This is a genomic window from Marinomonas sp. S3726, assembly GCF_000967665.1.
Taxonomy (GTDB): Bacteria; Pseudomonadota; Gammaproteobacteria; order Pseudomonadales; family Marinomonadaceae; genus Marinomonas.
The window spans coordinates 1-13,508 of record NZ_JXYC01000016.1 but is presented as its reverse complement, the minus strand read 5'-3'; the positions used below and the strand labels follow the sequence as shown (position 1 = coordinate 13,508).

Annotated in this window: 13 protein-coding genes, 1 tRNA gene and 1 pseudogene; 7 read left to right on the top strand and 8 right to left on the bottom strand. The window is 38.7% G+C overall.

The window, feature by feature from the left end; translation table 11 throughout:
- Window positions 1-14: 14 nt before the first annotated feature.
- Window positions 15-2,717: a VPA1269 family protein gene (locus TW85_RS14330; RefSeq protein ID WP_046017828.1), complete on the top strand. Its 2,703-nt coding sequence runs from the start codon at window positions 15-17 to the stop codon at window positions 2,715-2,717.
- A 9-nt stretch (window positions 2,718-2,726) separates the two neighbouring features.
- On the opposite strand, the gene TW85_RS14325 is transcribed toward TW85_RS14330, so the two are convergent.
- The 8 genes and pseudogenes from TW85_RS14325 to dinB form a co-directional block, all read right to left on the bottom strand.
- Window positions 2,727-3,959, bottom strand: coding sequence for a hypothetical protein (locus tag TW85_RS14325; RefSeq protein WP_046017827.1), 1,233 nt, complete (start codon window positions 3,957-3,959; stop codon window positions 2,727-2,729).
- 123 nt (window positions 3,960-4,082) lie between these two features.
- Window positions 4,083-4,250: pseudogene (locus TW85_RS25985) on the bottom strand (transcription elongation factor GreB); the annotation flags it as partial.
- A 60-nt stretch (window positions 4,251-4,310) separates the two neighbouring features.
- Window positions 4,311-4,661, bottom strand: coding sequence for a hypothetical protein (locus TW85_RS14320; protein ID WP_046017826.1), 351 nt, complete (start codon window positions 4,659-4,661; stop codon window positions 4,311-4,313).
- Window positions 4,662-4,683: 22 nt separating this feature from the next.
- Entirely contained in the window at window positions 4,684-5,142 is a 459-nt protein-coding gene (locus TW85_RS14315) for a DUF2489 domain-containing protein (RefSeq protein WP_046017885.1), read from the bottom strand.
- A gap of 194 nt (window positions 5,143-5,336) precedes the next feature.
- Window positions 5,337-5,450, bottom strand: a complete 114-nt coding sequence (gene ccoM, locus TW85_RS26635) for a cytochrome c oxidase subunit CcoM (RefSeq protein ID WP_046017825.1) — start codon at window positions 5,448-5,450, stop codon at window positions 5,337-5,339.
- A 447-nt stretch (window positions 5,451-5,897) separates the two neighbouring features.
- Window positions 5,898-6,572: a dienelactone hydrolase family protein gene (locus TW85_RS14305; protein ID WP_046017824.1), complete on the bottom strand. Its 675-nt coding sequence runs from the start codon at window positions 6,570-6,572 to the stop codon at window positions 5,898-5,900.
- A 94-nt stretch (window positions 6,573-6,666) separates the two neighbouring features.
- On the bottom strand, window positions 6,667-7,662 hold the full coding sequence (locus TW85_RS14300; protein ID WP_046017823.1) for a hypothetical protein: 996 nt from the start codon (window positions 7,660-7,662) through the stop codon (window positions 6,667-6,669).
- Window positions 7,663-7,920: 258 nt separating this feature from the next.
- The gene (gene dinB / locus TW85_RS14295) at window positions 7,921-8,967 is read right to left on the bottom strand and encodes a DNA polymerase IV (protein WP_046017822.1); all 1,047 of its coding nucleotides are present in this window, start codon (window positions 8,965-8,967) and stop codon (window positions 7,921-7,923) included.
- Window positions 8,968-9,228: 261 nt separating this feature from the next.
- Here dinB and TW85_RS14290 point away from each other — a divergent pair, with 261 nt between their 5' ends.
- The 6 genes from TW85_RS14290 (at window position 9,229) to TW85_RS14265 (ending at window position 13,213) form a co-directional block, all read left to right on the top strand.
- Entirely contained in the window at window positions 9,229-9,897 is a 669-nt protein-coding gene (locus tag TW85_RS14290) for an LPP20 family lipoprotein (protein ID WP_046017821.1), read from the top strand.
- 8 nt (window positions 9,898-9,905) lie between these two features.
- Entirely contained in the window at window positions 9,906-11,099 is a 1,194-nt protein-coding gene (locus TW85_RS14285) for a flagella assembly protein FlgT (RefSeq protein ID WP_046017820.1), read from the top strand.
- A gap of 50 nt (window positions 11,100-11,149) precedes the next feature.
- Window positions 11,150-11,380, top strand: coding sequence for a cell division protein ZapB (locus TW85_RS14280; RefSeq protein ID WP_046017819.1), 231 nt, complete (start codon window positions 11,150-11,152; stop codon window positions 11,378-11,380).
- On the top strand, window positions 11,377-12,069 hold the full coding sequence (locus tag TW85_RS14275) for a hypothetical protein (RefSeq protein WP_046017818.1): 693 nt from the start codon (window positions 11,377-11,379) through the stop codon (window positions 12,067-12,069). Before TW85_RS14280 ends, TW85_RS14275 begins: the two co-directional genes overlap by 4 nt.
- Before the next feature lie 179 nt (window positions 12,070-12,248).
- Complete coding sequence (locus TW85_RS26360; protein WP_052702225.1) at window positions 12,249-13,067, top strand: ProQ/FinO family protein; 819 nt, start codon at window positions 12,249-12,251, stop codon at window positions 13,065-13,067.
- 62 nt (window positions 13,068-13,129) lie between these two features.
- Window positions 13,130-13,213 (top strand) — tRNA-Tyr (locus TW85_RS14265).
- The last annotated feature ends 295 nt before the right edge of the window (window positions 13,214-13,508 follow it).

Genomic DNA, 13,508 nt, shown 5'->3' with positions numbered 1-13,508 from the left:
ATTTCGGTTAACTAATGGCAACAAACTACTCTTTATCTAGCTTAAAAGAAGAATGTAAAAAATTAGGTATAACAAACTCTGTAGAATATAAAGCACAGTATAAAAACCATATTGGCTTTCCTGCTCACCCTGAACGAACCTTTTTAAGAGAATGGATAAGTTATAACCATTTTTTCGACATTCCTGATTTTATCGAATTCACTGAGCTAAAAGCGTTAATTGCGCCGTTAAAGCTAAAGAACTCAAAAGAATATAAAAACTTTACCAGAGCCCAACAAGATTCAACTATCCCTTTCGACCCAGCTACAGTTTATAGTCAAGAATGGGTGAATTGGTTTCACTTTTTGGGTAAAAGCGAACCCTATTCACTAAACTTTATTACGCCCCAGTATTCTAGGTGGAAAGAGCTAGTCGAAGAGTTTATGAAATCAGCTAAAGGAGGCTCTTCTAAAGTTTCTCACTTATGCCGTTTTATCAGGCTATTTATTGAAGCTCATGATCACAGCAAAAGCCCCGAGGAGTTTCTAAGAAAGAAGCGACTCAATTTAAAGCCTTTTCGAAAGGAATTAGATGCTATTAAAAGTGATAATACGCGTAGAAGTATTATTATCGCTAGTTCCGAGTTTCTAGACTACATCCTTGATACCTATCTAACGATAGAAGATGAAGAAACAGGTGAAATAGTTCGGGTAATGGATGCGAGAAACCCACTCACTTTATTTCTAACAGATCAAAGCATTACTTCTCCTCAAAGTTCTGAAACAACAAAGCCTTGCTTGCCTTATCATTTTGTAAAAAAAGCACAGCAATGGATTTTTCCTGAAAAATCAAAGACCTTTAAATCTCTAAAGCACTTACAACGATTTGATGCAGATTGGATTAAAGTTGATTCTACAGTTATAGACAAGCGTGATCCTGACTGCGTATATAAACTAATCAATAACCAATATTATCTTTGGAACCCGATTGATTGGGTTCATACCTATGCTCTTTTAAAAGTACCATTAAGAGGCAGACAGATTGCATACAATGATTCTGGTGAAGCAGATGATGAAATTGCTGATCTAGATATAAATGGCAATATAATTTGGGTGAAAAACACATCTCCCCTTGCTGGTCAGACCTCAAAACAAGCCTTTATAAAGAGCTATGGGTCGAATGAGTTTGGCATGTATGTCACAACAAATAAAACCAGTAATAATGGATCTGGGTATTCCATTCCTTGGATACCGGATGACCTTGTGTACTGGTTAATAAAACTTAGAAAGTGGCAACAGAAATACAATCCCATTCAGACTCCATGTCAATGGAGCACTTGTAAAAGAACAAACCTCAATGAAATGCAATTAAAAGCAAAAGGAGCAAACTGCTTTTTATTTAGGGCATTCAAAGATAATGAGCCAAAAAACCCTACATCAGCACTCACAACTAGGCTCGCCGCTGCACTTTACTACATACAGCCCACTGACCTTTATCTTACTAAATTAAAGTCAGTTAAATCCAACCTTAGCCACTATCGCTCTCAATATACACCGCATTCAATGCGCGTAAGCTTAATAACTGCCTATATAATGGAAATGGGGATGCCTGTAGAGGTAGTAATGAAAATTGTTGGTCATAGCTCTGTAGTCATGTCTATATATTATTGCAAGGTTTCTAGTGGCGAAATAAAGAAGAAACTCGAAGCCGGAGAGAAGCTAGCCCTTCAAGAACAAGCGAAATCTACGCAAAAGATTATAGAACAGAACAAAATTGAATCAATTAAAAACAAATTAGTTTCATCTAACAGTGACTTACTTCAATCATTAAACAATTCAGTGCCTTCGGGGAATTATGTTTTTAGAGATTATGGGATTTGTCCTTATGCAGCTTCACGCTGCTCTGATGGAGGAGAACTTATCGGTGGCACCAAAATAAATGAGCAGACTCCGAGTGGTTATTTGGGTAGTCAAAATTGCTTACGTTGCCGTCATTTTATAACTGGCCCTGCCTTTTTAGGCGGTTTATTATCTTTAACCAATGAAATACTTCTCCAATCAAATTTACAATCAGACGTATGCGGTGATCTACAAGAGAGTATTAACTCCCTTGAAAACAAAATTAACCAAATTGAGAAACTTGAATATATAGCAACAGCTAAAGGTGAAGCCTTTGAAAATAAAGACTTACCTATTTTTGAGGCCGAGTTAAGACGAGAAGAGTCTGAATATGAAAGTGCAGCAAAAAAGCTAGATATGTTTTTATGCGACCTTCAAGCCGCTTATTCTCTCGTAAGGCAGAGTCAAATTGCAGCAAATAGCCAAACCTCAAAAGAGCAAGAAAATGAAGTATCATTGATTACCTCTAATACTTCAGAAATCATATTAGAAATTGAAGAAGTAAATAGGTTAGAGCAACTTCAAGAAATTTGTGAAAATGCTGTTATCTTTAGATCTGCAAGTGCTAAGAATGCAATCCTTCCAAGAACTCAATTACTTGACAGAATGTCAATGCTAAACAATCTAGCACCTTCTTTATTTTTACTATCAGAAGCAGAACAACTACGGGCAGGAAATGAAATTTGTAACCTGTTAAAAAATCGACTTAAGACTTGGAATAGAGTTAATGAGGTCGTTGAAGGCAATATAAAAATAGATGAGCTAGTAGGGATAGAAAGAGTTGAAAAATCTGAAATTGAGTTAATCTCAGCACCTCAAGCTCTCACTTTTAAAACTTAAAATAAATGATTATTCGTCAATAGAAATTAAATCCTGTGGAACTACCTCCAGCCATTTTTTTATAATTTCATTAAGGCTGTCCTCATTCCAGCTATGTATTGCATCCTTCAAGATATACTTACAGCAAAACGCTTCAATTTTAGAAACGAACATATCTGAGAAAACTCTTTTACTATAAATTTGAGTTTGATTTTTCCTTGCATTCTCATAAATGTTAATCAATGTTTTTTTGATCATATATTGTTCAATATAAGAGTTCGGAAAAGGGCTAATGTGCATTTTTTCAATAACGTCTTTTCCTGCCCAACTGAGTAAGCTGTATACTTGAGAGACTGATAGTTCATCTAAACAGGATTCAAAGTATTGCACTAATTCTGCATCAATAGTTAATTCAATTACTTTATCTCTAGCCGTTTTACTCGCTAAGGCGCAGCACCTCTCAGATAAGATATTACGTAAAAATTCTTTCAAATCAGAGATATCTTCAGTACTCTGAAAGCCTAATTTGATGTCCTCTTTTAATTCTGATAAAGCAGCGTTCAACTTTAAGTCATCACTCTCAAATACATAAAGATTCAGATACCCACCTTCAGATAAATAATCAACAAGACGATTCAATTGCTGACTGTCATTAGAAGTAATTGAAATTCGACTGAGATGAAAATCAGGTCTTATTGAGTTGTATCTTTCAGCTATATAACTTACATCTACCAAGCAGTTATTAATTGCAAGCTGGGACATAATGTCAGAGTCAATGTTTTCACAACCTGTCATTACACCACCAAATTCACTGTATGGAAGCTCGTTCTTCCCGCCATTTTTAAATCTTAGTAAATAGATATAATAAATTATTTTTTCAATATAAGAGAGGAGCGAAATATCAGGCTTTTCCTTGCTTTGATAAAATTCATTTTTTAGAAACTCACTAACTTTTTCCCGCTCTATGTCCTCACAGCACTTTGAACAAGGTCCGTTATACTTTGATAATTTTAAACGTGAAAATTCAGAACGAGAATTAATTGCTTCTGGAATATTACATTTTGGGCATCGTGTTTTGCCAGGAAAGACATCTACTGCCGAAGAATCAGAAACCAAGCAGTTAATATAATGAATAGTTGTATTATGAATTTGTGCAACTTCTTTAATAGTATGAACGAAAGTCCTTCGCTCAGTATTTATCTCCCAAAACGAGCATAGAATATCAATATCGCTATCACTAATAGGTTTATAAAATACTAACAAGTAGCCCTCGCATCATCCATATCGTAAGAATAGTACATACAAATAGTATATATAATATTTATAAGCAATTGTTTTTAATTAATTTAATGAAAAATAGTATATAAAATGGGGTTATTTTTCTTATTCAGCATTTTCTGACCTATCCCCTTGAGCTGCAGCTTCACGTACACTTTCTGTCACCTGAGGACGCTTCTCTTTCCACAGATACTTTAATTCTGCAGTCAGTTTTTGCGCTCCTTCTTTCGTAATATAAGCAGATTTAGGTGGCATAGGTGGGCGATATCGAGACATGAAAACTTCCAGAATTTAGACAAACATTAATTAAACTAACAATAACTCAAGCAAACAGCTTTAATCACTAATCCCTTTTAATAAGCTAGCTAATGCTTGCTTGCCCTCAGAGCTAAATCGCATACATGCCTTACCATTAACCACTACACTTTCCCTTGAGCAATCCTCATCTATTTCAATGCAAGCTAAACGAAGCACCTCTAAATCTTCTGAGGTAAGGTTAACGGCACCAATAAATAAGTACCAGTCAGTGCAAGGAAGGTCTCCAGCAATTGCGTGCTGTAGCAAAAAACAACAGTAACTATTATCAACTCGATAATAGGGCATGCTGGATCTAAACTTATAAAAGAAGTAAAAAACTAAGGAAAATAAACTAAAGACAATAAGAACAAGTCCTACAAAGGCGAACATCTATCCCCCTAATTCTTTGAAACTACTTCAAAGGATACTCAAGCAGAGCAACTTTAGCTTGCTCTAACTCATCTTGATATCGCGCTTCACACTTCATCATTTCCATTCTAAATTTTCTACGTGCATCCTTGGGTAGGTTATTCCAACCGTCATGAGTCGGAATATGCTCAGTTTCTGCATACACTTTATAAAAAACACCAATGGTTTCATGCTCAGATAAATCAAGGCTCAACTGATCCAACAAGGTTTTCACTCTTATACTTGCTTCCATCCAACCTAAATCTTCAGACCCAACCACCTTAAGCAAGACATGAATACTTTCGATTCGTTTTTTACGACCTTCCAAGATATTTCTTTCAGCCTCTTGCATCTCTAATTTGCGCTTATTATCTAATTTAAGCTGACGAGAAATAACAAAGGCAAGCGCCACAATAACAATAACACCAACAACAATGGCAAGAATAAAACTAGTAGTAGACATATTAGCCTCAAGAAAGGGTGATACAGGCACTAAGCGCCTTTTAAAGGCGATATTATGAGGTAATCAAGTGAATCCGACAATCTAGAAAACAAGAATTAAAACAGGGAGGGGAATTAGAATTCAATTTTATTAATCAAACAATTCATTTGATCACAAACTGAATTCTAATTTTGAGATAAGACGTTAAGGCTTGATCACTTAACTTCCTTTTTATATTTTTTATATCCGACATAACCAAAACCAGCAAAAAATGCCACCATTAGTCCAACAATAATCAAACCTGAAACAACAACAGAGTCTAAAAACATAACTGCTCTCCTTAATAATTAAGAGCAATTATGTGCCTATCCTCTAAACAGTTAATGACATAAATCAATTGTTTTTTTGACCAAAGAGGCATCCGAGCGCTTTCTTGATTTAAATCAGAAAACCTCACAAGAGCAAATCAGACGTAAGGAACCTGCGATTAAGTCACCTCTTCTCAATCTGCTCTTTTGAGGCATATGGGGAAAAAGCACTAATCAAGGCACTACTGTTACGTAATCTAGATGCCTTTCGAGAAACGACAATACAGGGTGTTACTTTTTCTGAAATGCCGAGTAGGCATTATTTAAAGACCCGAAGGGCGTGATCTAAAAGACCTATCTTTAGGTTGTGGACCTTATCAATAGAATTGCTATGAAATTGCGGTCCTTACCATAAATCTAGCGGCTTTTATCCACACGCTAAAACGGGAGAACTTATTCACAGGTTCATTAATTAATTGCCAGTACTTTTTGCATCCAGCGAGAAATATCAACGACCTGCTCTGGGCACACAGAATGCGGCATAGGATAAGATGCTTTTTCAATCTGATAACCTTTTGCTTCTAACTCGCCATGCGCTCGAACAGCTAATTCATAAGGAACTACAGGGTCTTGAGTACCATGATGAATAAGCAGAGACGCCTGCCCATTTATAGAGTCCGTCGCCATTGGGATCAAATTAGCATCAGCCAAATAAGTCGATAAAGCCATCACACCAGCAAGTTTATACTTACCCAACAAACCAACCTGATAAGCAATTACTCCACCTTGTGAAAAACCCGCCACTAAAATACGCTCTGAAGAAATACCAGCGTCTATTTGCTGTTCAATCAATTGAGTAACCTGCTCTACAGACTCATCAATATTTGCCATATCCACTTTACGCTCCAGTGACATCTCTAGAATGTCGTACCAAGCCCGCATCGGCATACCACCATTAATCGTTACAGGGCGCATTGGCGCATGCGGAAAGATAAAACGTATAGCAGCACTCTGAGGTAAATTCAAAGAAGGTACAATTGCTTTAAAGTCATTACCATCTGCCCCTAAACCATGTAACCAGATCACAGCTGCATCCGCTTGCTGACTTGTTTCTAACGTTAAAAACTCAAGCTTTTTAGACAAGGTAAGTCTCCATAAAACAATAAAAAAGGCTATCGAACAAAGCTCGATAGCCTAGCATAATTTACTTTAAAACCCTCTAAGCAATAAAAAAGTTTTAGTGATGAGTAGGAAAATGCACCTTAGTCACTGTTTGCTTTTCATCAAGCTTGAGCAATACATCCACCTTATCAGGCATTACCGACATCATATGCATAGTAAGTCGCTCATAATATTGCATAAAAGACTTAAGCTCATCATCAGACATAACAGTGAGATCTATTTTATTTAAACCATCACCATGAATATCGAGTAAGTGCTCTTCCAGCAACCTCTCTTGCTTATTACGCCAATCATAAACAACCTCATAATTAGGTGCCTGCATCCATAACATCAACTCAATACGCGCAAACAGTTGCTTATAATCCTCCTCTAAATACTGATTCACTTGCTGACGCCAAATACCTTCAGCATCCATTTCAGTTTCAAGCTGATTAATAGGATCCACTAAAGATTGCTTTTGTTCCGGCATACCGACACACCAACCTTCAAACAAAATGACATCAATTGGCCCCTCAACCTCCTGCCAATCTTTAACATGACGCCTTTCATCCGTGGATTTATCAAAACAAGGCAAGCGCATCACCTCACCAGCTTTAAGGTTTGCCAATCTGTCTAAAATATTATTTATCAAAGCTAAATCATGTGTACCAGGCACACCACGAGTCATGAACATAGAATGTACATCACGAGCCATATGCTCACGCTCTACTCGCGTCTTATAAAAATCATCAATACTTAATACTATGGTTTTTTTATCATACGCCTTATATAAAACGTGGCTCAGCACTGTTGTAAATACAGTTTTTCCGCACCCCTGCACACCGCCCATACCTATTATTAAAGGATGAGATCTTGGTTGGGCAAGCTGGGCAATCCAGTGGGCAAAAGGTAAATATAAATCCTCCAAGTGATCACTAAGAGAAACATCTGCGTATAAAGACTTTAAGGTTTGCTCAACGTCAAAACGCAATCTATGAATGAGAGAAGCTTGATCAGTGGTAAAAACACTTTGCTGCAACTGGTTCCAGGTTAAGGCCTGTATATTCATCATCAACCACCTCCTAAAGGTTAGGGACAGCACGATTAACCAACACCCATTCAAATCCAGTTAACAAAAAATTTAAAGTTAATTTATAAAATCAAAAGCTTAGACAAATAAATCAAATCCAAACCTATTATCAAATCTTATGATTAAGACAAATGAACTTCAGGGTGTGTTCGTATCATCCTTGATAAACTATAGACGCTCTCTTCTTTTTTCCCAGTTTTTTGAGACAAGCTCAGTTAGAATAGATACTGATATTTAAAACTAAAACAAGGTCAACTGCCTTTCTGAAACCGCTTTTAATCTATACCCCACGCCGATCAACCTTACTGGCATCTGACGCCTTGCATAAGCCTCCACTAAAAGGTCAGTAAAAAAAGCAAGCTCGTCACCTGCAACATAAGCAGTTTCAATTGTCGTTTGCTGAAAATCAGAGAATTTAAGTTTTAGATAATACTTAGCAAATTGTGCTATCCCTTTTTTGTTTTTTATTCGCCGCGCCAATTCAAGCAATAAGTCTGGCAATTTAGCCTCACAAGCAGCAACGCCTTTTAAATCCTCAGCAAAGGTTGTTTCCACTGAAATGCTTTTACGCACAGAGTGGCTTTTAACTGGCCTTTCATCAATGCCATAAGAAAGTTGCTGCAAACGATATGCCCAGCTACCAAACTGCTGAGACAACAAAAGGTAATCTACTTTTTGTAGATCATCACAAGTTTCTACTTTTAGTTTTGACAATTTTTCTTGGGTCACCCGACCCACTCCATGGATACACTTTACTGGGATTGAACGAACAAAGTCCTCCTGCTTACTTGGCTCAACAACAAACTGGCCATTAGGCTTATTCCAATCACTAGCCACTTTGGCCAAAAACTTATTTACAGCAATGCCTGCCGACACAGTTATCCCTACTGTTTCATATATTCGCTGACGAATTTCTTCCGCAATTAAGGTGGCACTACCATAACAGTGGTTGCAATCTGTCACATCTAGATACGCTTCATCTAAAGACAGTGGCTCAATTTTCAAAGTGTAATCCCGAAAGATGGCATGCATCTGCCGCGATGCGAGGCGATATTTTTCCATATTGCCTCTTATCAAAACTAAATTGGGACATAAACTTACCGCCTTAGCGGAAGACATAGCAGAACGAACACCATATTCCCTTGCCGCATAATTTGCTGTGGCTATCACCCCTCTGGCATTTGCTTGTCCGCCTATTGCCAAAGGAACCTCTCTAAGTGCCGGGTCATCACGCATTTCCACCGCAGCAAAGAAGCAGTCTGCATCTATATGTATAATTTTACGCATAGAAACACCATTTAACTGTATATTTATACAGCATTATGAAAGAGCACCTACAAAAATTCAAGCCAGCAAAAAAGTAATACTCTTTCATACATACTGACACACAGCAGAAGCACCTGTAAGACAAGCAGTATCAAGAGTTCACCATTTAAAATTAATTAGGCATAATTAATGCATTAGGGTAAAAACAAATTTAAACATTAAGTGTTGTGGCTAACAAAAATTAAGGTCACTCAGATTAAAAGCACTAATTAGGAGAAGAGAATGAGATCTAGTCTGCTCTATGCGGCATTAATCGGTACCTGTGTTATCTTGGCAGGCTGTCGAGTATCGAGCGCTGGCTCATGTTCAGGCATAGCTCCATGTAATGCCAGCAACCCATCACCCGCTGCAACAAATAACTTTGCTCAACCAACATATTCAAATAGTGGTTTTGCATCAGCACAAGTACCACAGCAAATTGTAGTACAACAAGCGCCGCAGCCAATTGTAATTAGTGCAACAGGCTATGCCGCGCCTATGGTGAGTAAAAAGTTATCTCGCCCACAAATCAGATTACTGACTTTACGCGGCTCAAAAGTCGATGCTTACCGAAACTTATCTGAACGTGTTTACGGCCTTAAATTAAGAGGCTCAAGTTCCCTAAGAAGCATGATGACAGCTCACGATGAATTACAAACCTTTGTTGATGCCTACCTAATGGGTGCCAAAGTTGTTTCCCAAAGAGAACTAGAAGATGGCAGCTTTGAAACCATTGTAGAAATGGCACTACAAGAAAACTTCCAGCAATGTGTTCAAAACCCAGCAACCATTTCCAGCAACCCTGCATGTCAAATGGGCTATAGCAATTTGAATAATGGCATTAGCCAATATCAAAGCCAAACCAGCCCTCAAGTGAGATCAACGACGACCAACTTTTATTCTGTTGAGTAGTCCACTCCATGTTTAAAAAGATTATTGCGACCAGCTTTTTGATCTACTCCCAGCTTGCTTCCTCACAAATGATTGAAGCAACTGGGCAAGCCATCATCTACAACGAAGATTTAGCGGATGCCAGGTACAGAGCAACTGAGCAAGCATTAAAACAAGCCGTCTTACAAGCAAACGCTAGGGTCATTAGCGAAGACACTCTCACCAATGGAGAAGTTGAGTCAGCAAGTTCTGTGCGTGGAACGGGGATCACCCAAAGCACAAACATTATTAAAGAAGAGCGCAAAAATGACATACTCACCGTTGTTGTTGCAGCTGAAGTCACCCCTGAACACATATGTAGTAATGGCGCGACAAACCTTTACAGAAAGTCTGTTGGTGTCACCAGCTTTGCTTTACAAACACCACAACAAGCTAATCTAGGTTCGATTCACAACGTCCCTAGACTCATGCCAAGAGATCTCGTAAACGAAATAAACAAACAAGGCTTCTTGCATGCTTTAGCAGCCACCAACATACAAATTTACCCAGACCTTATAAATGCTCCTACCTCCACCAACCCAGATGGCTCTCTAACTGATGTCGCCCGCATTGGCGAAGACTTAGGAGTACAATATGTTGTCACGGGCGTCATTAGAGACATAGGCCCAGTTAACGAACTTGAACCAAATAAAGCCAATGTCTTCAAGAACTTCAAGCACGAAGAAAACAAAACCAGCGGCCTTCGCAACCTAGCTATCGACCTATATCTATATGATGGCTTTAGTGGCGCCCTGCTTTTTGAGCAAAGCTACTTTGAAACTGGCGAATGGGATTTAGATAAATCGATACGCACAGGTTATGGCAGCCCTAGATTTAAAAATACAAATTTTGGAAAAATAGCACAACAAGTCCTGTGGCAAGCTGCACTAGATACCAGCTCTCGACTTCGCTGCCAGCCATTTATGGCAAATATTTTTCGCACTGAAGGAAATAGGGTTCATATAAACGCAGGCTCTATAGCAGGCGTAAAGTTGAACGATACATTTGGCATTTATCGCCGCTACGAAGTATTCAATCAACTACAAAACCCACTCACCCAGCTAAATAACGCCAACATCAATATCACCATAAAACAAGTTCAACCGAACTTTTCCATTGGTGAGCTCAATATTGACGCTCGAATACTAAATGTTCAGCAGCAAGACGTTGTTATTGCTTGGTAAATCAATACAATCAAACCTACAACCATTAAAAAATTCGCAAGGGAAAAAACATGAACAACGAATTACTACATCATCTTGAGCAACGCATTAACCAAGCGGTAGATGAAATCAGCGTATTACGCCAAAAAATTGCACAATTAGAAGCTCAAAACACCCAACTAAGCGAAGATAATAACGAACTAGAGCAAAAAGTTTATAGCCATCAAGAACAGCAAAACAGCTGGGAAACTTCTATCAACAAAATGCTAAATAACCTCAATCAGTTGGACGGCACAGAATGATTAAATACCTAATTACTAGCGCATTAGTATTCGCAGCCTTTTCGGCCCAAGCTGAAGGAATAGTATTTACCGGTGATGAAGTACTTCAAGAAGAAAGTACAGAAGAGATTCCAGGCATTAACAACCCAATTGTTGATACCAACCCTCAAAACATGCAGCCTTTAACGCAACCAATTCAAGGCCAGCCAATACAGTTACAACCTTACGCCCAACCTATAGACGGCTTTTATACACAAGACCCAGCGGCCACCCCTTTTGGCGCAGCAGAGGGTGGCGCCGATCAAGCAGGCACCATGTCTAACCTTGTTGCCTACGAGTCACGCATTACTGGTCCAGGCAATTCAGATACAAATATTATTATTAATGTTGGCCAAGAGATGGTGACACCAACCAATTTCTCTTTTTACGGCGGCTTAAGTCTGGTCATGAGAGATAGTTTCGATTTATCACTAAACGCCGGCGCCCGTGCATATAGCCAAGGCGCAATTGTCATGTTTGATGGCGCACCTGTTTATGCCTATGGCGGTGCAGGCATAATGCTATTAGGTGATACCAGCCTTTATCCTGAAGTTGGTGTTCGTTTACTCCCTTCTGATAATACTCGCCTAGATATTTATCTAAGAGCCTACACAGGATCTGGTGATACTTACGGTGATCACGTTACATTTGGTTTAGCACTTAGCTTTTAGATGAAAAAACTAATATTTCTTACTCTTAGCTGTCTTGGTTTTTATCTTTATTTACAGATACAAAATAACTCGACCATAGAAATTGTCGAGCCTACACCAGAACAACTAAAACAGATGTATGGTTTAACGGGAGTTAAAGTAACTCCCTTGCCCCCTCTGCAATAATCAGGCTTTCATGTATGGATCAACTAATTACGCAACTTGAGCAAAAAATCAGCTCTCTTGTTAGTCAACTAAACTCAGCAAAACAAGAGATCAGCCAATTGCGCTCTCAGCTAGCGCAAGAGCCACAGCAGACATCCGCTGTTGACCCTCTTATTTCAAGCATGGAAGGACTTCCTGCTGCTGACCAGCTTCAGCTTTACATTGCAGACTCTCTTGATCTCTCTAAGCCAAATCAAAGCACACCAAAATTAGATAATGAAGAACAGCTTAGCTTCGATCTAGATAGCAGACACCTGATGCACGATCTATTTGCCGATGCCGATGCCGATGCCGATGCCGATGCCGATGCCGATGCCGATGCCGATGCCGATGCCGATGCCGATGCCGATGCCGACAGATCTTCCAACACAAACAACCAACAACGCAATAAAAATCAGAAAAACAACCTACGTTTAGTAAAATTGTTAGAGAGTCGCTATCCAAAAGCATTTAACTGGAGCAACCCAAAACCTCTAAAAATAGGCATAGATCAAGACATCACTCTGGATGAGGAGTTGACTAGAAGCAAACTAAAACGCGCCCTAGCAGCCTACACTCGCTCAAACCGTTACAAAAAATGCCTGAAAAAGACATCAGATCGAATAGGCTTAGATGGACAACCAATCAAGCCAAACAAGGGCAAGAATAACCAAGCTCAAAAAATTCAAAATGAGCCAATAAAAACACCTAATACCTCATCAAAAACAGCCAATGATAATGATGAATATCAAGACCTTAGCTCAGAAGAACGCATGAAACTCAAGCTTGCAAAACTGACCGGTAATAAATTTTAAAAATAGTTGTTTTTTTTGTTTACAAGGCTGGTGTGGATCTATATTATTCACTCCGCACTTGTGGAGGGGTTCCCGAGTGGCCAAAGGGAGCAGACTGTAAATCTGCCACGAAAGTTTCGGTGGTTCGAATCCACCTCCCTCCACCATTTCTCTTTTTTAAAGCATTGCTTTAATATCTCAGCTAATTCCTTAGCAAACAAAATACCTTAGAATACACTCAAAAATATCAAGAAAAAAACCACACCCATCAAAATACACACAACTTATCGCAAGCATTTCCTCCCTCTTTACCTCGATAAAAACCAACAACAAACCCAAGAACAAACCACAAACAAAACTCAAACTAACGCACTCAAAAACACATTAACCCCCATATAACCCCACACAACAGCACAAGCCAGATTTCAGACTCAGCACTTTAGGAATTAGGAATTAGGAATT

Bases quoted from the DNA above. Each gene is read 5' to 3' on its own strand.
- TW85_RS14300 (WP_046017823.1), bottom strand. From the start codon at position 7,662: ATGATGAATATACAGGCCTTAACCTGGAACCAGTTGCAGCAAAGTGTT.
- TW85_RS14315 (WP_046017885.1), bottom strand. From the start codon at position 5,142: ATGTCTACTACTAGTTTTATTCTTGCCATTGTTGTTGGTGTTATTGTT.
- TW85_RS14280 (WP_046017819.1), top strand. From the start codon at position 11,150: ATGAACAACGAATTACTACATCATCTTGAGCAACGCATTAACCAAGCG.
- TW85_RS26360 (WP_052702225.1), top strand. From the start codon at position 12,249: ATGGATCAACTAATTACGCAACTTGAGCAAAAAATCAGCTCTCTTGTT.
- TW85_RS14285 (WP_046017820.1), top strand. From the start codon at position 9,906: ATGTTTAAAAAGATTATTGCGACCAGCTTTTTGATCTACTCCCAGCTT.
- TW85_RS14290 (WP_046017821.1), top strand. From the start codon at position 9,229: ATGAGATCTAGTCTGCTCTATGCGGCATTAATCGGTACCTGTGTTATC.
- TW85_RS14275 (WP_046017818.1), top strand. From the start codon at position 11,377: ATGATTAAATACCTAATTACTAGCGCATTAGTATTCGCAGCCTTTTCG.
- TW85_RS14320 (WP_046017826.1), bottom strand. From the start codon at position 4,661: ATGTTCGCCTTTGTAGGACTTGTTCTTATTGTCTTTAGTTTATTTTCC.
- ccoM (WP_046017825.1), bottom strand. From the start codon at position 5,450: ATGTTTTTAGACTCTGTTGTTGTTTCAGGTTTGATTATTGTTGGACTA.
- dinB (WP_046017822.1), bottom strand. From the start codon at position 8,967: ATGCGTAAAATTATACATATAGATGCAGACTGCTTCTTTGCTGCGGTG.
- TW85_RS14330 (WP_046017828.1), top strand. From the start codon at position 15: ATGGCAACAAACTACTCTTTATCTAGCTTAAAAGAAGAATGTAAAAAA.